The following is a 19,216-nucleotide window of genomic DNA, read 5'->3' on the forward strand; positions in this document are numbered from 1 at the left end:
AGACTACCCACTTCTCTATTTGCAGTATGCGCCAATACGCCAACAATTTGGCACGAATGATCGATTAATGCGATAAACTCGGGGTATCACACCCGAACGAGAACCCAACACATGGTCACTACTGTCTCAGAGAAACTGCACTTGCCGATGGTTCGCCTGAACCTTGCAAAGCCCTTTCTCGATGCTGCGCTGGCAGCCGGGGCCGACGTGGAAAAAGAGCTCAGGGTTCACTGCCTGACCGTCGACAGCTTTGGCGACAACGAGCATTTCGTGACCGCGCCGACCATGTACGATGTGGTCGAGTCACTGGCAGAGCTGACTTGCGACCCCTATTGCGGCGTAACCCTCGGGGAAGCATTGGATCCACTTAACTGGTCGCCGCTGGCGGAGGCTGCCCGCAACGCGAGCTCGGTGGGAGACCTGCTACTACGCTTCTCCATCGATGCCTATAAGGATGCCAACTCGGTCGAGTTCAAGTTGGAAACGCGGGGCGTTCGCAGTACTTTTACCGAGAATCGACTCACTGACGGGGGGCGCATACCCCGCCACAACGACGGCTTTGGGGCCGCGTATGTCTTGTCGATTCTACGAACGGCACTGGGCAGCAACTGGTCGGGCAACGAAGTGCTGGTCCAGGTCTGCGACCCGGGGATTTTTCCCCTCAGCTACGCGGACATCAAGGTGGCCACTACCGATACCAATGGCTTCAGTGTGTCATTTCCAAGTGCGTGGTTGCTACTGGAGCCGCAGTTGCGCGCTACTGGCAAGGCAGCCTCACCCCCTGTCACTCGCAACAGCGCTCCGGAGGATACCCTCCCAACCCTGCGCTACATCCTCGAACAGCACATACATGAACCGGGCCTCGATGCAGAACACGTGGCGCACCTCTGCGGTATCAGCAAGCGCACCCTGGTAAGGCGTCTGGCGGAACTGGACACGTCACTCAAGCAGGAATTGGATCAGCTGCGGCGGGATCAGGCCCAGTGCATGCTGGCGAACGGGTCGAACAGCATCGCTCATATCGGTGACAGGCTGGGCTATTCCGACCCGACGGTATTCACCCGTGCATTCAAGCGTTGGACGGGCGTGACGCCGAGAGAATTTCGCGACGCGAATCAGCGCGACAGCACCCAGCGATAGCCCCTGCCACGTTCGGTGACGATACAACCGAACTCAGCATCGCAGCGGGCAAAGGCCTTGCGGATGGATTTCACGTGGGCGGCGATGGTGTTCGGCTCAACGACGATATTGGCCGCCTTCATTAGTTCACGATGACTGCGCACCTCGCCGGGGTGGTCGGAGAGCTCTCGCACAATCCAGAAGTGAGTGAGCGGCAAATCGACCTGCTCGCCCTTCCAGAATACCGTGGAGTAAATCTCGTCCAGCTCGAGGCCGCTGCGCTGCGACCCACGCGGCGCGGGTCCGGCATTGCGCACCGCCTCCATACGCTTGATCAGCGCCTCTATCCGGATGACCAGGTATTCGACGGAGGCATCCTTGCTGATGTAGTCATCCGCTCCCAGGCGCAGACCGGAGATGCGGTCGATCTCGCCGGTGCGGCGGGTGAGAAAGATAATCGGGACTTCACTGGATAGGCGGCGCAGTTCAGCGCAGACCTGATAGCCGGCGTCGCGATCGTCAGCGTGGGCCACGTCGAGCAGCGCCAGGTCGGGCAACTGCTGGCGCAGGCCGGCAATGGCCTCGCTCACGCTGGCATAGGCGGTGACGGCGAAGCCCTCCCGGCGCAACTCGCCGGCATAGCGCTCGCGAGTAGTGTCATCATCCTCGACGTAGGCAATGGTTCGCGCCACGCGTTCTCCCTGGTGTCCTGCACTCACTGATGCACGCCATGGTATACGACAATTCATAATTCTTCATAGTTCTCCACCCACAGTCACAGCCGCTGGCGTAGTCTCTTTGTCGTGGGCAACAAAAAAATAGCCCACACCCACAAGGGATCTGTACAGGGGTAGTAGGGATGAACATCGAAAATTCTATTAGAGCCACACTTTCAATAATCTGTATCGGCGTATTCGCCGCGGGTGCCAGTATTGCCCAGAGCGCCGATACGAACGACGCCTATCTGGACGCCTGCCGAGGCGACGTGGAGGCCTACTACGGCGAGGAGCGGGAGCTGGCCGTCGTAAAAAAGCGACGCGCCCTGGAGGGCGTGCAACTGACACTATCTGCGAAGAGCGACAGCGACAACGCCGAATTCGTCAACTGCTGGGTGCCAGGCAACCACAACGCTTCTGATTTCAAACTGGGCGCAAACAGCGTCGCTACGGTGGTAGCCCCGGTGCCCACCATCCGCTGAGATCTGATCAGGGAGCAGTTACTGGCCAGGGACGGCCTCTTACTATTGTCACCCATTCACTGCTATGGTTTCTGCACCTGTTTTTTTAGGACGCCAGAACACATGCCTATAGACCACCAGCGCATTGGCGAGATCATTCGCCAGGCCGCCAATGAACACGTACTGCCACTCTGGCGCAATCTGCAGCAGGACCAGATAGAAGAGAAACAGCGCGGCGACTTCGTCACTGTGGCGGACAAGGCCAGCGAGGCTTTTCTGACACCGGAGCTCGCCAACTTGCTCCCGGGCTCACTGGTGGTGGGAGAAGAGGCCGTGCACGCCGATCCTGGCCTGATGGCCAGCCTGGATTCAGAACACCCGGTGTGGGTCATCGACCCGGTGGATGGCACCGCCAACTTTGCTGCCGGGAAGACGCCCTTTGCGGTGATGGTCTGCCTGATGCAACAAGGGCAGTCGCTTGCCGGCTGGATATACGACCCCGTGGCGGAAACCATGTTGCAGGCCGAGCGCGGCGCCGGGGCTTTTCTGGACGGCGAACGTCTCCAGTTTGGAGAACCCTCGGGCGTGGCCGGCGATATCAATGGAGCGCTGTCTACCAAATACCTGCCCGAAGAAATGCGCCCCTTCACCCTGCGCGGCGCGGGCCATCTCGGGCACACCCAATCAAGCGGTTGTGCCGCCTACGACTATCGCGCAATGGCCCGTGGTGATTACAGCTTCAGTTTTTACTACCGCACAATGATCTGGGACCACGCGCCCGGCACCCTGGTGGTTGAGGAAATGGGCGGTATGGTCGCCCGCTACGATGGCAGTCCCTACCTGCCGGCTGTGGAAGCTTACGGCCTGATCAGTGCCAGTGATCCGGATACCTGGCACACAGTACGCCGTTTACTGGTAGAGGCCCAACCCGGCGCCTACTAGGCGACGATGTCGCCACGAATACCCCGCCACTACCAGGCGACGACGGTACCGTCCTTGCGCATTTCGGTCGCGCCGGCAAAACTGCCGCGCTCCCTGTCTACATAGATCGCCTGATAGCCACCAAACCGAACGCCGCTGCTGTCGACCTTCACCTTGTGACCCATGGCTTCCAGTTTGGCGATGGTTTCCGCGGAAACGCCAGGCTCCAGATACAAGGTGCCAAGCGGGTCACCATGGTCGCCGGTGGGGTCGCTACCGCCGTCGTGGAGGAAGCGCGCGGCATCGCCAGCCTCCTGCACGTTCATACCATAATCCAGCATATTCACCAGAATCTGGACATGGCCCTGAGGCTGCATAGAGCCACCCATCAGACCATAGCTCATCACTGGCAGGCCATCCTTCATCAACATCGCGGGAATGATGGTATGGAAGGGTCGCTTGCCAGGGGCGTAAACATTCGGGTGCCCCTCCTCCAGCGAGAACAGCTCGCCCCGGTCCTGGAACATAAAGCCGAGACCATCGGGCACCATGCCCGAGCCCATACCGCGATAGTTGGACTGAATAAGTGACACCAGCATTCCGTTTTCATCGGCTACGGTCAGGTAGGTGGTATCGCCCTCCCCTTCGATTTTCGGATCACCCGGGCCAAATTCGGCCGAGGCCTTCTTCGGATCGATGAGTGCGAAGCGCTCGCGACCATAGGCATCCGACAAAAGGCCCTCAAGGGGAATGTCAGAATAGTCAGGGTCGGCGTAGTAGCGTGCGACATCCTCGAACGCCAGGCGCTTGGCTTCTACCATATAGTGAAACACCTCGGCGGAGCCTCGCTCCCACTGGGTCAGATCCACGTTCTTGAGAATACTGAGCATCTGCAGCGCTGCAAAGCCCTGGCCGTTGGGCGGGAGTTCGTAGAGCTCATAGCCCTTGTAGGTGACGCCGCCGGGCTCAACCCATTCGCCTTTGTGGTCGGCAAAGTCCTCGTAGGCAAGGCCACCGTCCATCGGCTCAAAGTAGTCAGCCATCTGCCGCGCCAGGCTGCCTTTATAAAACGCGTCCCGGCCATCCTGGCCAATGACTTCCAGGGTCTTGCCGAGGTCGGCATTGGTAAAGATACTGCCAGTCTCCGGCGCCTTGCCGCCCTTAAACCAAGTGCTTTGGATATTTTCCAGGTGAGGCGTGCCAGCGTATGTTCGCTCGAAGAAAGCCCAGCTGCGGTCGAGGTAGTAGGCAATCACCGGGGACACGGGAAAGCCGCCCCGGGCGTAATCGATAGTCGGCGCCAGAATCTGGTTCATCGGCAGACTGCCAAAGCGATCGTGTACCGCGAACCAACCGTCAACCGTGCCTGGCACCGAGACCGGCAGAGGGCCATGGGAAGGTATGCCCTGATAATCCTCCGGCAACTCACCGCTCGCCTTCATCGCTGCGATGCGAGACTTAAGCTCTGCCAGGCTCTGGCCCTTGGGAGAGCGACCGGAACCGTTATAACCATGGAGTTTCTTGGTTTTGGGGTCCCAGAGTAGAATGAAAATATCGCCGCCGATACCGTTGCCGGTTGGCTCCATCAGGCCCAGGGCCGCATTGGCGGCAATAGCAGCGTCAACGGCATTACCGCCCTGCTTCAATACATCCAAAGCAACCTGCGAGGCCAGTGGGTGTGCGGTGGCAGCCATACCTCGCGTGCCGTAGACCGGGCTGCGCGACCAGGCCGCTCCGACAGGACGGCCGCCAGGGCCCAACTCATTCGTCACCGCGCTGACCTCCGGTGTGGTTGTTTGCCCTGCACAGGCAGACAATAAAATCGGGGTTATAACTGACAGGGCCAACTTGCATAGTGTTCTCATCCGCTCTCGCCGTTCCATTCCTGTGGAGAGGCAGATCATAGCCCAGATCGAAGCGGCACTAACAGACCGCAGCGATTTCTCCGCGCAAGGCCGCAAGTAACTCGACATCAGGCTGGTATACCACCGGGGAAATCCGCTCCACTTTGCCGTGGAACCTGTCCTTAATTTTGACAGCCACCTCGGCGGGGGTACCGACGACGGCGAAAGTATTGAGCATATCGTCATCGATCAGGTCGTTGAGCTCGGCCCATTTGCCCTCGCGCATCATGGTATTGGCTTGTTTTTGCAGATGCTCCCAACCGTGACATTCCAGCACGGGCAGATAAGCGGGCGTCGAGGCGTAAAACGCTATCTGATTGCGCGCCGAGGCCACAGCCATCTGCATGCTCTCGTCATCCAACCCGGTCGCCGTGATCACCTGAGCAGAGACCTGGTAACCATCGCGCTCCTTACCCGCTTTATCCAAACCACGCTGAATTGCCGCGAGTGAAAGTTCCTCCATGGATTTGGCCGTATTGAAGGGGTGCAGGAAATAACCATCACCTACCTCGGCCGCCACTTCCGTCATCAACGGGCCGACGCCGGCAATAAAGATGGGCGGGGGGCCATATTCATTCGGCTGGGGCGAGAACACGGGCGACATCAGGGTGTGGTTATAAAACTCACCCTCAAACTTCAGTTTCTCGCCGGTCTGCCAGCAGTCCCAGATAGTTCGCACCGCCAGTACCATCTCGCGCATACGCGCGGCGGGCTTACTCCAGGGCATTGAGAAGCGCCGTTCAATATGCGCCTTCACCTGGGCGCCCAGGCCAAGGATAAACCGGCCCTCCGAAAGGTTTTGCAGATCATTGCCGAGGTAGGCGAGGTTCATGGGGTTACGCGAGAAAGCCACGGCGATCGAGGTCATAAGCTCCATGCGCTCGCTATTCATGGCCGCTGCCGCCACCGTAATGAACGGATCGGACTGGCCTTCAAACGTGTAGGCGCCGTCAAAACCGGCATCCTCCAGCTGCTGGGCCATCCCGGCCACACGGGCCGGATCGAACATTAGGGAACTGTCTATTTTCATGGGAAATCTCCTTTAGACGCCCAGTATCTCGGATTGGCAGGGACGGGACAGCACCGCAAAGGGACAATATTCGCTGGCATTAGCAATCAGGCTGAGCGCAAAGGACAGGCTCCCATGAGCGGCCGGGTCATTGCCGGGGGCCGGCCCGCTGTGGCATTTTCTATCGTCTGACTTGCCCGCCGGGCACTTTCACCACAGTGCAACAACAGGATGCCACACATGAACCCGAGCCAACTGTACCAACCAGCGCTGATGCCCCACCTGCTGGTGGAAGGCCTGAACCGCTATAACGACGAACCCTGCCTGTATCTCGGTGACACCGTCGCCAGTTACCGCGATGTACGCGAAAGCACGAGCCAGATGATTCAGGCGCTGCAATCCAAGGGCCTGGGTGTCGGCAGCCGAGTGGCGATCATCTCCGCCAATCGTCCGGAGGTGCTCTCCAACATCGCCGCGATGCAGCTCACCGGGTGCACGGGTACACCGCTGCATCCGCTCGGCTCACTGGACGACCATATCTACGTGCTTGAAGCGGCGGAAATCGAGACGCTCATTTTTGACCCCTCTGTCTTTTCCGAGGTCGCTGCCGCCCTCAAAGAACGCGTGCCTGGCCTGAAGAACCTGCTGGGCTTTGGGCCCAACGAAGTGGGCGACGACTACATGGCACTGGCGGCAAACTTCGAGCCACAGCCTCTGGTAGCGCCGGACATCGGCCCCGAAGATATCGCCTCGGTCAACTTCACCGGCGGCACCACAGGCAAGCCCAAGGGCGTCATGAGCCCGCACCGGGTCAGTGCCTACATGACCCAGGTACAGCTCGCCGAATGGGAGTTCCCCGAGGAAGTGCGCATGTTGTTCGCCACGCCGCTATCTCACGCCGCGGCAGCCTTCTTCATCCCCGTACTGCAAAAGGGTGGTGCCTTCTACGTCATGCAGGGCTTCGACATCGACCAGTTTTACGACATGGTCAAGGAGCACCAGATCACCTGTACCTTCCTCGTACCGGTCATGCTTTACTTCCTGCTGGATTCACCTCGCGCTACCGACGGTTCCATCGACAGTATGGAAACCGTGTTCTACGGCGCCTCGCCGATGAGCCCTGCCCGCCTGCAGGAGGGCCTGGAGAAATGGGGCCAGGTGTTCTACCAGTGCTTTGGCCAGTCAGAGTGCCCCATGGTGATTGCCAACCTGGCGCGCAAGGACCACGATCTGGCCAAGCCCGAGCGCCTGAGCGCCGCCGGGCGCCCCACACCCTGGGTTCATCTGGCACTGCTCGACAAGGACTGCAATCCCGTCCCGGAAGGTGAACCGGGAGAAATCTGTGTGCGCGGCCCGCTGGTCATGGCTGGCTACAAAGATATGCCCGGGCAGACCGCGGAAGCGTTCGAGGGCGGCTGGCTGCACACCGGCGATGTGGGCAAGTTCGACGACGAAGGCTTCCTCTACATTGTCGATCGCACCAAGGACATGATTGTGACCGGTGGCTTTAACGTATTCCCTCGGGAAGTGGAAGATGTCATCGCCGCCCACGACGCTGTAGGACAGGTCGTTGTAGTGGGAGTACCGGATGAACAATGGGGCGAAGCAGTGAAAGCTGTCATCGTGCCCAGGCCTGGTATCGAAGGCAGCGACGAACTCGCGGCGGAGCTGCAGACACTGGTCAAAGACAAGAAGGGCTCGGTGCAATCACCCAAGTCGATCGACTTTGTTACCGGCATTCCACTGACACCGGTGGGCAAACCTGATAAAAAGGCTGTCAAAGCACAGTATTGGGAAGGCTCTGGCCGCAGCGTGGGATGACCGGAAAAGAAACAGTCGAAAACTATCGCGGCCTGAGTTACCCCTACGGCCGCAAACCAGAACTCGTCACGGCCGAACCGGTTGAAGTGGCACCCGGCGTACACTGGGTGCGATTCCCCATGCCAATGTCGCTGGACCACATCAACATCTGGTTGCTAGAGGATGGCGATGGCTGGACGGTGGTCGACACCTGCCTCGACCTGGAGACTTCCCGCGAGATCTGGGAGCAGCTGTTCTGCGGCTTTATGCAGGGCAAACCGGTTACGCGGGTCATTTGCACCCATATGCACCCAGATCATGTGGGCCTGGCCGGCTGGATCTGTGAGCGTTTCGATTGCGAATTGTGGATGTCGCGCGAGGAGTTTTTGATGTGCCGTGCGATGGCTGCGGACACCGGGCGCCCGGCTCCAGATGTCGCTCTGCGTTTCTACCGTGCTGCTGGCTGGGAGGAAGATGCGCTAGAGCACTACAAGAAGAAATTCGGCAACTTTGGCCGCGCTATCTACACCCTGCCAGACAGTTTTCACCGCCTGACTGACCGGGAAACGATCACTATCGGTAACCACTACTGGCAGGTCATCGTCGGCCGTGGGCACTCACCGGAACACGCCGCCCTGTATTGCCCGGGGTTGAAATTGTTGATCTCCGGCGATCAGGTACTGCCGCGGATTTCTCCCAATGTAAGCGTCTATCCTACCGAGCCGGCGGGCGACCCGCTCAAAGAATGGCTGCGCACCCAGGCGGTGATTCGCGACATCCTGCCCGACGACCTGTTAGTGCTGCCAGCCCACGAAGCGCCGTTTTACGGCCTCTATGTGCGCCTTAGCCAGATCATCGAGGCTCACAAACGCGACCTGGTCAAACTGTTCAATTTCCTCGATCAACCGCTGCGGGCCGTCGACTGTTTCCCGGCACTGTTTCGGCGGGAGATCAACGCGGGGAACATTTCCCTCGCTACCGGTGAAACCATCGCCCATCTCAATTGCCTGCTGGGCCGGCACCGAATCACCCGGACCCGGGATGAGCACGGCGTTGACTGGTATCAGCAGATCCCCGAAACCGCCGAGTTTGACGAGTAAAACTAGGCTGCCGGCCTGAAATCTTTCAGATCCGGCTGCTCGAGTTCTCTCACCCACTGGTTCCAACTGTAGGGCCACATCGCCGGGTCGCCATCTGCATCCAGATACCAGCTCTGACACCCACGCACCCAGACAGTCTTGCCCATCCCGGCCTTCAGATAATCGTTGTATCGCTGTTTCGCCTCCGGGGTCGCCTCCACTTCGTCGAGGGTCCCCGCGCGCCACTGCTCTATCAGCTTCAGCACGTAGTCCGTCTGCACCTCGCTCATGGCAATCACTGAGTAATTGCCAATAGGCGTGTTCGGGCCAAGCATCAGGAAGAAATTCGGGAAACCCGGGATACATACCGAGCGATAGGCCTGCACCTTGCGCCCCCACACATCCTCGATGTCCACCCCGTTGCGACCCTTCAGCTCCATGGGGCGCATGAACTCGAAAGGGCTGAAACCCGTGGCCAGTATCAAGACGTCCAACTCGTGGGTCTCACCATCAACGGTGACCACACCGCGATCGGTAATCCGTTCTATGCCGGTAGTTTCCAGGCTGACATTGTCCCGCTGCACCGCGTCGTAAAACGTGCTGTTGATGATGAGGCGCTTGCAGCCCACGGGGTAATCCGGAGTCAGCTTCTCCCGCAACGCAGGGTCGCGCACACTTTTTCTGAGGTTGCGCTTGGCCATCCACGACATCAATGCAAGGGGGAGTTTCTTTCCCGTCACCCCCGCGCTGAAGGTGTTGCGCATGGCAAACGCGTAACGTTTGCTGAGTGCGGTAAGCTTGCCCTGTTGGCCGCGCAGGCTCGCCTTGTCCGTCTCGCTATAATCCTTGTCCGCAACCTTCACAATCCACTGTGGAGTGCGCTGGAAGATCGTCAAATCGCCACATTGCTCGGCAATATCACCAATCACCTGGCAGGCGGTGGAACCTGTGCCAATAATCCCGACCCGCTTGCCCGCGAGATCCACATCGTGATTCCAACGAGCGGTGTGCCACATATCCCCCTGGAAGCTGTCCAGGCCCTTGATGTCGGGATACACCGGATGGTGCAGGATGCCAGTGGCTGCCACCACAAAATCCACACTGAAATCATTACCCTTACTGGTATGCAGCTGCCACTTACCGTCCACATAGTGAGAGCGCTCCAGAGCCTCCCCAAACCGAATCTGGCCGGCCACGCCGAATTCCTCTGCCACCTGGCGGAAGTATGTCTGGATTTCGTTGCCACGGGCGAAGCGATTGCTCCACTCGGGGTTGCCGCGAAAGCTGTAGGTATACATGTGGGCGGGCACATCGCAGGCCACACCAGGGTATGTGTTCTCACGCCAGGTGCCCCCCAGCTCATCGGCTTTTTCCAGAATGGTCAGGTCATTGATACCGGCTTCACGCAGCTTGATCGCAGCCAGTATGCCGGTCATACCGGCACCGATAATGGCCACCGATGGCTCGCGTCTGTTGTTATTGGACATAGTCAGATCTCTCCTCTCAGGATGACCAATGTAATCTGGTGTGCGCCCGGTGCAAAGCTGAACAAGGGACAAAAACTTATGAAAAAAGGACAGCTATCTGTTGCCGACCAGAAAACGATGAAATAGTCTTGCCACTCTACTGACGGAAAGAGCGATGGCAAACAAGAACGACTCGCGTCACCACATCAAGGGCCTGCCCATAGCCCTCAACGCCATGGCCGACATGGGATTTAGTGCCAGCGACTGCCTGGCAGGTACCGGTCTGACCGAGGCCCAGCTCGAAAACAACGCAACCGACATCCCGTTCACCCTTGAGCAGGAGTTTCACTTTCATCGCAATCTGCTGGCGCTCACCGGCAATCCCATGCTCGGCTTGTTGCTGGGTAAGGCCTATAGAATCGAGAGCTACGGCTTGCTGGGCTATGCCTTCCTGAGTGCTTCCACCTTACGCCATGCGCTGGCGGTAATGCAGAACTTCGGCCCGCTCGCCTTCAGCCCCTTCGAAATAAACTTCAGAGTCGCGGGCGGCCGGGGCATCCTCTCCATGCGCCCCGGCTTACGGCTACCTGAGGACCTGCTCACCTTCTACATCGACCGCGACATCACCGCCGCCATCCATGGCAGCAGTGGATCCCTGCGCGAACCCATCGAGCCGATGCAGGTGAAACTCATGCATGACGGCCAGGGGCGAGAGCTGATTTACGAGCGTCACTTCGACTGCCCGGTATCTTTCGGCAACAATGCTTCAGAATTGCATATGGATGCGGCCGCTCTCGACGAGCCCATGCCACTGCGCGACAGCGAAACCAGCGCGATGATGCAGCAACAATGCCGATTGCTGCTCTCCCGCGTGCGCGGAGGTGGCAACATCGGCGACAAGGTCCGCCAGATCATCCTCTCCCGCCCAGGCTACTTCCCCGATATCGACTTCGTCGCAGAGAAATTGAACACCACCAGCCGCACTCTGCGCCGCCGTCTGGCGCGCGAGAATAGCAGCTACCAGGATATTCTCGCCGGCGTTCGCTACCAGCTCGCCCGCGAATACCTGGCGAATTCAGCGCTGCCATTGGAGGAAATATCCGTACTGCTGGGCTACAGCGCCCCGGGAAATTTCAGCAACGCCTTCAAGCGCTGGCACGGCAGCTCACCCCGCGCCTACCGCCAGGCCGCCAACTGCTGAAATCTGAAAAATTACCAGAGGCAGCCGCCAGGATTTGCTGCTATTATCCCCACCTCTTCTAGTAGCACCCAGAAAGCTGCAGACTGAATCACCGCAATACAGATTGTCGCGACCGCGGCAGTCAATGACACACAAACACTCTTCCACTTTTCAATAAGGAACCACGTGTATGAGTCAGATGGTCGATTTGGTAATTTTTGGTGGCACCGGTGACCTCTCCACGCGCAAGTTGCTACCTGCGCTATACCAACTACAACGCCACAGCCTGGCTGACCGCCTGCACCGGATCATTGCAACCGGCCGCGGCGTCATGGATTCTGCGAGCTTCCGCGAGGACGCGCGCACCAACCTGCAAAAATTCTTACCGGAAGGCACCTGGGATGACGACCAATGGGAAGCCTTCAGCGCGCGGCTTGAATACGTCAAGATCGATGCGGACTCTCCCGAGGACTACCGTGAACTCGCCACCCTGCTAGAGGGCAGTGAAGCTCCCGGGCGCCTCTACTATCTTGCCACCCTGCCCTCGCTCTACGGCGAAATTTGCAGCCAGCTCGATACGGCAGGCGTCGTGAACGACGCCTGCCGGGTGGTGCTGGAAAAGCCACTGGGACACGATCTGGAATCATGTCGCACCATCAACGAACAGGTCGCCCAGGTGTTCGAGGAAGAGGCCACATTCCGCATCGACCACTACCTGGGAAAGGAAACCGTACAAAACCTGCTGGCCCTGCGCTTTGGCAACCAGCTGTTCCATCCGATGTGGAATAACACATTTATCAGCAGTGTCCAGATTACGGTTGCGGAAGACATTGGCGTCGCCGGTCGCGGCAGCTACTACGCGGACACCGGCGCCCTGCGGGACATGGTCCAGAACCACTTGTTGCAAGTGCTTTCCCTGGTGGCCATGGAGCCGCCCGCCACACTCAAGGCCACCGACATCCGCGACGAAAAGATGAAAGTGCTGCGCTGCCTCGAGCCCATAGACTCGGCCAATGTAAAAGAGCGCACCGTTCGCGGCCGCTACGCGGCTGGCGCGGTTGGCGGTGAGGCAGTGAAGGGCTTCCTCGAGGAGGATGCCTTCCACGATGCAAATGACACCGAAACCTTCGTCGCGCTCAAGGCCAATATCAACAATTGGCGCTGGGCGGGCGTTCCTTTTTACCTGCGCACAGGCAAGCGCCTGAGTCGTCGCTATTCCGAAATCGTCATCGAATATCGACGCCAGTCCTTCTCCCTGTTTGCCAACGACCCACAGGAGCTCACCAACAAACTGGTGATCCACCTGCAGCCGGAAGAGAGCATCAGCCTGCACACTGTGAACAAAAAACCCGGGCTGACCAGCAAGCTGAAGCTGCAGCCGGTGGAGCTGCACCTCACCGACGAATCCCAGAGCAAGCGCGACAGCTACGACGCCTATGAGCGTCTGCTACTCGATGCTATCCATGGCGACCAGACCCTGTTTATGCGCCGCGATGAAGTGGAAACTGCCTGGCACTGGATCGACTCTATCATCGAAGCGTGGGAAGAAAATGGCAGTGCGATCAAGTCCTACAACGCTGGCACTATGGGCCCGAATGCGTCCACCGCGTTGATTGCCGTCGACGGGGGCAGCTGGCATGAGTAACTGGCAGCGCTTCGCCAGCCGGCCGGAGCTGGACGCAGCTCTGGCCACGCACATCGCGAACACACTGAAATCTGATATCGAGACGCGTGGTCGCGCTAGCCTGGCGGTCTCTGGCGGCTCAACCCCAAAAGCCATGTTCGCAGCACTGGCGCAGATAGAGTTAGCCTGGGAGCAGGTCTTTATCACCCTGGTGGATGAACGCTGGGTAGCGCCGGAGCACGACGACTCCAATGAGCGTCTGGTACGCGAGAACCTGCTTCAGGGACCGGCCGCCAAAGCCCGGTTTGCAGGCCTGAAAGCCAGCCCCGCCGACGCCAACGAAGGCCTCGCTGAGGTCACTGCACGGCTGGGCAAGTTCCCACTACCCTTCAGCTGCGTGGTGCTCGGTATGGGCGGCGATGGTCACACCGCTTCGTGGTTTCCGCAGGCGAACAACCTCGCGGAGTTACTCGACCCGGCCGGCACGGCCATATTGGGCAGCTGCGACCCGGTCACCGCACCACACCAACGTATCACCCTGACCCTGCCTGTGGTTCTGGCGGCAAACGAGATTGTGCTGCATATCACAGGCGACGAAAAAGCCACTGTGCTGGCTGAAGCGGCAGAGCAACACTACCCCATCGCTGCCGTCAGTGAGCAGAGCACAAACCCCGTATCTATCTGGTGGGCACCCTGATGATTGATTCCCGACTGAGCGCCATCACCCGGCGCATCGAAGAGCGCAGCGCCGACAGCCGTGCTGCATACCTCGAACACATCGCTGATATGGGCAAGCAGGGCCCCCACCGGGGCCAGCTTTCCTGCTCGAACCTCGCGCACGGTTTTGCCGCCTGCAGCGAAGAGGACAAACAGGCCCTGACCCTAACCGAGTCGGCCAATATTGGCATCGTCAACGCTTACAACGACATGCTATCGGCCCATCAACCGCTCGCGACCTATCCCGAGCTGGTGAAACGTGCTGCCCACGGTGTCGGCAGCACAGCCCAGGTAGCCGGGGGCGTACCCGCCATGTGTGACGGCGTGACCCAGGGCACCGCCGGCATGGAATTGAGTCTGTTCAGCCGCGACATCATCGCCGGTAGCACAGCGATCGCGCTGTCCCACAATATGTTCGACGGCGCGCTCTGTCTGGGCGTGTGCGACAAGATCGTCCCTGGCCTGTTGATCGGCGCACTGTCCTTTGGCCACCTGCCGGTGATCTTTGCACCGGCCGGGCCAATGACCTCCGGCCTCTCCAACAAGGAGAAGGCGGCGGTACGCCAGCAGTATGCAGAGGGCAAAGTCGGCCGCGACGAATTGCTCAAGGCCGAGTCAGCCGCTTATCACGGCGAGGGAACCTGCACGTTCTACGGCACTGCCAACAGCAATCAAATGTTGATGGAAGTCATGGGCGTCCACATTCCCGGCGCCGCCTTCGAACCTCCGGGCACTGAGATGCGCGATGCGCTGACTGTGGCCGCGACAGAACGCCTGTGCAAAATCACCGCACTGGGCAATGAATACACTCCCTTTGGCCATGTGGTCGATGTAAAGTGCATCGTCAACGCCATCGTGGCCCTGCTCGCGACCGGCGGCAGCACCAATCACAGCATTCACTGGATAGCCATCGCTCGCGCGGCGGGCATATTGCTGGACTGGCAGGACTACAGCGATCTCTCCGCGATCACGCCACTGGTCGCCCGGGTGTACCCGAACGGCAGCGCTGATGTAAACCACTTCCACGCCGCCGGCGGCACTGGCTATGTGATTCGCACACTGCTGGACAACGGCTTGCTCCACGAAGATGTAAAAACCAACTGGGGCGAGGGCCTGCACCACTACACCCAGGAACCACAGTTAACCGATGGCCGCCTGAGCTATATCGATGGTGTTCACGCCAGCGCGGACACCACTGTGCTGCGCCCGGCCGATGACGCCTTTTCTCCAGAGGGCGGTATGCGCCTGCTGGAGGGCAATCTCGGGCGCAGTGTGATCAAGATTTCTGCCGTGGCAGAGGAGCACCAGCTCATCGAGGCGCCCGCTGTAGTCTTCGAGGATCAGGTATCTCTGGCCGCCGCGTTTGACGCGGGTGAACTGGAAAAGGACTTTGTCGCCGTGGTGCGGTTCCAGGGGCCAGCCTCCAATGGCATGCCCGAGCTGCACAAGCTCACACCCTTCCTCGGGATTCTTCAGGATCGCGGCTTCAAGGTAGCGCTGGTCACTGACGGAAGGATGTCTGGAGCTTCTGGCAAAGTGCCAGCCGCGATCCACCTGTCACCAGAAGCACTGGCAGACGGGCCGATAGGCAAAGTGCGTGACGGCGACATGATCCGCCTGGATGCCCGTGGCGGCGAACTGAGCGCACTGGTCCCTACGGACGAGTGGGCGGCCCGCGAAAACGCAAAACGCGCCAATGACAGTGCCGAGAGTGGCACCGGTCGGGAATTGTTTGGCTATATGCGTCGCGCAGTCAACGCCGCTGAACAGGGCGCGACCGTCTTCTTCGACTAGCCACTGATCTTGCGCAGGATATCCAGTGCTGCGGCCTTGTCCAGCAGCCGCGGCACCGGGTAGCCAACACACTCCTGAGCCGCTTGCTCCGCCAGCTGATCAAAGTCCTCGGCCTGCAGCAACTCGGAGTGATCGGGTATCCCGACGGTTGTCCGCAAGTCGCGTACCGCGGCGATAAACTTGTGCGCAAGCTGGGCACTGGTCTCACCCTCTTCACCGACCCCGATCAGCAGAGCCAATTCAGCCAGGCTTTGCTCTGCCTCTTCGCGGCAGTACTCCAGCACATGGGGAAGAATCAATGCGTTAGCGAGCCCGTGGGGAATGCCGTACTTGCCACCCACCTGGTGCGCCAGGGCGTGAACACTACCGACAAATACCTGGTTAATCGCCATGCCGCCGTAGTAGGCAGCGAGTGCCATACTTTCCCGGGCGTCGATATTCCCGCCGTTCGCATAGGCTGTGGGCAGGTTCTCAAAAACGAGCTTGATCGCCGCACGTGCATCCGCGGTCCGATTGCCTCGCTCCCACACACCGATATAGGCCTCGATCGCGTGAGTAAGCGCATCCATCCCGGTAGCTGCGGTGATATGCGGAGGCAAGCCCTGCATCAGTGACGCATCGAGCGCGGTCGCTTTCGGCAGCAGGGTATTGCCGGACATGATGCTCTTGGTGAGCGTTTCACTGTCCTTCACGACCGCCCCTGCGGTGCCTTCTGACCCCGTACCCGCGGTGGTGGGAATGGCATACAGCGGCAGGCCTTCATGCTTCACTTTCCCCAAGCCCTCCCATTTGTGAGGGTCCTCGTCGGAGGTGGCCCTGATCGCGATCACTTTGGCGCAGTCCATGGCAGAACCACCGCCAATAGCCAGCAGCACATCACACTGCTCACGGCGCAGGATAGCCAGGCCTTCGTCGACTTGTTCGTAGGTGGGATCCGGTAATACGCCATCAAACCATGCCAGCTCGACGCCCGCATCCACCAGCCCCGCGACTGCCTGGTCGGCAACGCCCAGATCGCGCAGTGGCTTGTCAGTCACCACGAGTACCTTCGCGGGAGCAAGCGACGCCACATGGCCACACAACTGGCGACTACTGCCGGCACCGACAAATGCCACATGGGTTGAGCCCGGCATAATGGGCGCCATTATGCGCAGGAACAGGAGATTGAAGCGGTGGCGGAGAGTGTTAAGCATCGTGATGATTCCGATAAATTTGTTATCCCTGAAGAATAGCAGCAGAACGCCACTCGGGGCCACCGCCTGACCAGCAGCGGGGGGATACAACATATTGAACCCCGGCCTTGCACAACGCCTTTCGAGCATTGCCGGACCCCCACATATCGCGAAAGAACTCCATACTGTAAGCCTGCCACTATGTATGGAGTATAAAAATGAATGACATGGCACAGATAGCCGGCCCGGACAGAGCGCGCGGCATAGAGGCCGTTACGCTGGCCGAGGCCGCCGGATCAGAACAGGCCCGCACACTCACGCCAGCGCTGGTGGAGGCCCTGTGGAGCAGCGGCCTGATGCAGTATATGAATCCACGTGAGGCAGGCGGCAGCGAACCTGCCATGGCTGAACTCATCGACACCTGGTTGGAGATGGCCCGCCAGGACGGCTCCTTCGGCTGGATCGGTATCGCCAACCTTCCCTCCGCGTGCTTTGCTGCGGCCTACATGTCGGAAGAAGGCTTCGCAGAGGTATTCACCGCGAACGACAATCGGGTCACGCTGGGCGGCCAGTTTTTCCCCAACGGCATGGGCCAGGCTGTCGAAGGTGGCTACCGGGTATCAGGCGCCTGGCAATTCGGCAGCGGCACCGGCCACTCGGAATACGTCTGTGCCGGCTTTCTGCCCATGGACGGCGAAGAAATGCGCATGGGTGATGGCGGAATGCCGGCGATGACTGTCGCAGTGGTACCGCGAAGTGAAGTGGAGTTTACCGACGGTTGGCACGTACAGGGCCTCAAGGGGACCGGCAGCTACAACTACGAATTGAAAGACGTGTTCGTGCCGGAGCATCGCACCTACCCTTTGCTCAGCCGCAAACCCCAGCGCGGCGGCACACTTTACAACTTTGGCGTGATGGCTCTCACCGGCGCCGGTCATGCCGCCTGGGCACTGGGCGTCTCCCGCAGTGCCATCGACGATGTTGTGGCACTGGCGAAAGAAAAAGTCCGTATGGGTGAGGAGAGCTCGGTCGCCAACAAACTGACCTTCCAGCGCGATCTCGCCCACCATGAAGCCATGTGGCGCGCCGCTTACCAGCTCGTACAACACAGCTACACCGAGAAGGAGCAGCAACTCGCCGCCGGCGCCGAACTCACGCCGGCCATGCGCGCCGACATGCGAATCGCGGCCACCTTTGCGACTGAAGCCAGCCGTGAAATCGTCCAGTTCGCGCACCTGGCTGCAGGCACCAGCGCTATTCGCGAGGGCAGCCGCCTGGAGCGCAGCTTCCGCGATATGTACACCGGCACCCAACATGCGTTTATCAGCGAAAAGACCTACACGGAGGCCGCGAAGTTTATGCTCGGCCTGATCGAAGACAGCCCGGCGCTATAACATCATGAAAGATTTCTCTGGAAAAACTGCGGTTATAACCGGGGGCGCCAGCGGCATTGGCCTTGCCATGGCCGAGCTTTTTGCGGCACAGGGCATGAAACTTGTGCTCGGCGATATTGAGTCAGACGCGTTAACTACAGCCATCGAGAAACTCAGTGCAGGCGGCGCTGAGTGCGTGGGCGCCGTTACCGATGTCAGCGATCCCGATCAGGTCCAGGCGCTGGCAGATCTCGCGGTAGAACGTTTTGGCGGCATCCACATCGCATGCAATAACGCCGGGGTGTTCACGGGTGGCCTGCTGTGGGAGGAGAGCCTGGCGGACTACCGCTGGCTGATGGACGTGAACGTGATGGGTGTGGTGCACGGCATCCGCAGTTTCGTGCCCATCATGCAGGCCCAGGGTGACGAGTGTCACATCGTCAACACGGCCTCTATGGCAGCCGTGACCGCCATGCCCTACTCCGGCATCTACCATATGAGCAAGCACGCAGTGCTGGCATTGAGCGAGTCGCTATATCACGAACTCAGCTTTCACTCACCGCAGGTGAAAATTTCGGTCCTCTGCCCCGAGGCTATCAATACCGGCATCGCCACCTCAGAGCGCAATCGTCACACCCAATACAGCGATGTCGTGGAATCTGACGAGCGCAATATGGTAATGGATGCCCTGAACGCATCTGTAGCGGGCGGCATCGGCCCGGAGGTTATGGCCCAGCGAGTGCTGGACGCCGTCATCAATGAACGCTTTTACATTTTCTCGGACGAGTTATGGCGCCGCAGCGCGGAGACACGGCTGGAAGATATCCGGCTGGGCCGCAACCCCACGTTCGCGCCACCGATTCCGGAATGAGGTTTATCGC

16 protein-coding genes are annotated in these 19,216 nt (G+C 59.6%); 11 read left to right on the plus strand and 5 right to left on the minus strand.

Annotation, left to right across the window (positions count from 1 at the left end; genetic code table 11):
• Positions 1 to 111 precede the first annotated feature (111 nt).
• Positions 112 to 1,140, plus strand: a complete 1,029-nt coding sequence (locus EY643_RS18000) for a helix-turn-helix domain-containing protein (RefSeq protein WP_153240548.1) — start codon at positions 112 to 114, stop codon at positions 1,138 to 1,140.
• Here EY643_RS18000 and EY643_RS18005 read toward each other — a convergent pair.
• Positions 1,116 to 1,811: a response regulator gene (locus EY643_RS18005; RefSeq protein ID WP_170287467.1), complete on the minus strand. Its 696-nt coding sequence runs from the start codon at positions 1,809 to 1,811 to the stop codon at positions 1,116 to 1,118. The genes EY643_RS18000 and EY643_RS18005 overlap by 25 nt on opposite strands.
• Positions 1,812 to 1,978: 167 nt before the next feature.
• Between EY643_RS18005 and EY643_RS18010 the strand changes: the two genes are divergently transcribed.
• Together EY643_RS18010 and EY643_RS18015 are read left to right on the plus strand one after the other, a co-directional pair.
• Positions 1,979 to 2,317 carry a hypothetical protein gene (locus EY643_RS18010; RefSeq protein WP_153240550.1) on the plus strand — a complete coding sequence of 113 codons (339 nt, stop codon included), beginning with the start codon at positions 1,979 to 1,981 and terminating at the stop codon, positions 2,315 to 2,317.
• Between the two features lie 102 nt (positions 2,318 to 2,419).
• A complete protein-coding gene (locus EY643_RS18015; RefSeq protein WP_153240551.1) occupies positions 2,420 to 3,238 on the plus strand; it encodes an inositol monophosphatase family protein in 819 nt (272 codons plus the stop codon).
• Positions 3,239 to 3,267: 29 nt separating this feature from the next.
• Here the strand turns inward: EY643_RS18015 and ggt are convergent, their stop codons facing one another.
• Together ggt and EY643_RS18025 are read right to left on the minus strand one after the other, a co-directional pair.
• Entirely contained in the window at positions 3,268 to 4,989 is a 1,722-nt protein-coding gene (gene ggt / locus EY643_RS18020) for a gamma-glutamyltransferase (protein ID WP_205743101.1), read from the minus strand.
• A 151-nt stretch (positions 4,990 to 5,140) separates the two neighbouring features.
• Positions 5,141 to 6,151, minus strand: a complete 1,011-nt coding sequence (locus EY643_RS18025) for a TIGR03617 family F420-dependent LLM class oxidoreductase (protein WP_240732757.1) — start codon at positions 6,149 to 6,151, stop codon at positions 5,141 to 5,143.
• A 219-nt stretch (positions 6,152 to 6,370) separates the two neighbouring features.
• On the opposite strand from EY643_RS18025, the gene EY643_RS18030 reads away from it, so the two are divergent.
• Complete coding sequence (locus EY643_RS18030) at positions 6,371 to 7,951, plus strand: AMP-binding protein (RefSeq protein ID WP_205743102.1); 1,581 nt, start codon at positions 6,371 to 6,373, stop codon at positions 7,949 to 7,951.
• Positions 7,948 to 9,030, plus strand: coding sequence for an MBL fold metallo-hydrolase (locus tag EY643_RS18035; protein ID WP_153240554.1), 1,083 nt, complete (start codon positions 7,948 to 7,950; stop codon positions 9,028 to 9,030). The genes EY643_RS18030 and EY643_RS18035 overlap by 4 nt, the downstream gene beginning before the upstream one ends.
• Positions 9,031 to 9,032: 2 nt before the next feature.
• Here EY643_RS18035 and EY643_RS18040 read toward each other — a convergent pair whose 3' ends face one another.
• On the minus strand, positions 9,033 to 10,496 hold the full coding sequence (locus EY643_RS18040) for a flavin-containing monooxygenase (RefSeq protein ID WP_153240555.1): 1,464 nt from the start codon (positions 10,494 to 10,496) through the stop codon (positions 9,033 to 9,035).
• A 154-nt stretch (positions 10,497 to 10,650) separates the two neighbouring features.
• On the opposite strand from EY643_RS18040, the gene EY643_RS18045 reads away from it, so the two are divergent.
• The 4 genes from EY643_RS18045 to edd all read left to right on the plus strand — a co-directional run bounded on the left by EY643_RS18045 (position 10,651) and on the right by edd (position 15,790).
• Positions 10,651 to 11,676, plus strand: coding sequence for an AraC family transcriptional regulator (locus EY643_RS18045; protein ID WP_153240556.1), 1,026 nt, complete (start codon positions 10,651 to 10,653; stop codon positions 11,674 to 11,676).
• A gap of 169 nt (positions 11,677 to 11,845) precedes the next feature.
• On the plus strand, positions 11,846 to 13,300 hold the full coding sequence (gene zwf, locus EY643_RS18050; protein WP_153240557.1) for a glucose-6-phosphate dehydrogenase: 1,455 nt from the start codon (positions 11,846 to 11,848) through the stop codon (positions 13,298 to 13,300).
• The gene (pgl, locus tag EY643_RS18055) at positions 13,293 to 13,976 is read left to right on the plus strand and encodes a 6-phosphogluconolactonase (RefSeq protein WP_153240558.1); all 684 of its coding nucleotides are present in this window, start codon (positions 13,293 to 13,295) and stop codon (positions 13,974 to 13,976) included. Before zwf ends, pgl begins: the two co-directional genes overlap by 8 nt.
• Positions 13,976 to 15,790, plus strand: a complete 1,815-nt coding sequence (edd, locus tag EY643_RS18060; RefSeq protein ID WP_153240559.1) for a phosphogluconate dehydratase — start codon at positions 13,976 to 13,978, stop codon at positions 15,788 to 15,790. The genes pgl and edd overlap by 1 nt, the downstream gene beginning before the upstream one ends.
• On the opposite strand, the gene EY643_RS18065 is transcribed toward edd, so the two are convergent.
• Positions 15,787 to 17,076: an iron-containing alcohol dehydrogenase gene (locus EY643_RS18065; protein ID WP_240732758.1), complete on the minus strand. Its 1,290-nt coding sequence runs from the start codon at positions 17,074 to 17,076 to the stop codon at positions 15,787 to 15,789. The genes edd and EY643_RS18065 overlap by 4 nt on opposite strands.
• A gap of 104 nt (positions 17,077 to 17,180) precedes the next feature.
• Here EY643_RS18065 and EY643_RS18070 point away from each other — a divergent pair, with 104 nt between their 5' ends.
• Positions 17,181 to 18,356, plus strand: a complete 1,176-nt coding sequence (locus EY643_RS18070; RefSeq protein WP_205743103.1) for an acyl-CoA dehydrogenase family protein — start codon at positions 17,181 to 17,183, stop codon at positions 18,354 to 18,356.
• Between the two features lie 4 nt (positions 18,357 to 18,360).
• Positions 18,361 to 19,206: an SDR family NAD(P)-dependent oxidoreductase gene (locus EY643_RS18075; RefSeq protein WP_153240560.1), complete on the plus strand. Its 846-nt coding sequence runs from the start codon at positions 18,361 to 18,363 to the stop codon at positions 19,204 to 19,206.
• The last annotated feature ends 10 nt before the right edge of the window (positions 19,207 to 19,216 follow it).

Origin of the sequence: Halioglobus maricola (genome assembly GCF_009388985.1) — a bacterium.
Taxonomy (GTDB): Bacteria; Pseudomonadota; Gammaproteobacteria; order Pseudomonadales; family Halieaceae; genus Halioglobus; species Halioglobus maricola.

Coding starts and splice junctions, on each gene's coding strand:
- EY643_RS18000 (WP_153240548.1), top strand. CDS start 112: ATGGTCACTACTGTCTCAGAGAAACTGCACTTGCCGATGGTTCGCCTG.
- EY643_RS18010 (WP_153240550.1), top strand. CDS start 1,979: ATGAACATCGAAAATTCTATTAGAGCCACACTTTCAATAATCTGTATC.
- EY643_RS18015 (WP_153240551.1), top strand. CDS start 2,420: ATGCCTATAGACCACCAGCGCATTGGCGAGATCATTCGCCAGGCCGCC.
- EY643_RS18025 (WP_240732757.1), bottom strand. CDS start 6,151: ATGAAAATAGACAGTTCCCTAATGTTCGATCCGGCCCGTGTGGCCGGG.
- EY643_RS18030 (WP_205743102.1), top strand. CDS start 6,371: ATGAACCCGAGCCAACTGTACCAACCAGCGCTGATGCCCCACCTGCTG.
- EY643_RS18035 (WP_153240554.1), top strand. CDS start 7,948: ATGACCGGAAAAGAAACAGTCGAAAACTATCGCGGCCTGAGTTACCCC.
- EY643_RS18040 (WP_153240555.1), bottom strand. CDS start 10,496: ATGTCCAATAACAACAGACGCGAGCCATCGGTGGCCATTATCGGTGCC.
- EY643_RS18045 (WP_153240556.1), top strand. CDS start 10,651: ATGGCAAACAAGAACGACTCGCGTCACCACATCAAGGGCCTGCCCATA.
- zwf (WP_153240557.1), top strand. CDS start 11,846: ATGAGTCAGATGGTCGATTTGGTAATTTTTGGTGGCACCGGTGACCTC.
- pgl (WP_153240558.1), top strand. CDS start 13,293: ATGAGTAACTGGCAGCGCTTCGCCAGCCGGCCGGAGCTGGACGCAGCT.
- edd (WP_153240559.1), top strand. CDS start 13,976: ATGATTGATTCCCGACTGAGCGCCATCACCCGGCGCATCGAAGAGCGC.
- EY643_RS18065 (WP_240732758.1), bottom strand. CDS start 17,076: ATGTTGTATCCCCCCGCTGCTGGTCAGGCGGTGGCCCCGAGTGGCGTT.
- EY643_RS18070 (WP_205743103.1), top strand. CDS start 17,181: ATGAATGACATGGCACAGATAGCCGGCCCGGACAGAGCGCGCGGCATA.
- EY643_RS18075 (WP_153240560.1), top strand. CDS start 18,361: ATGAAAGATTTCTCTGGAAAAACTGCGGTTATAACCGGGGGCGCCAGC.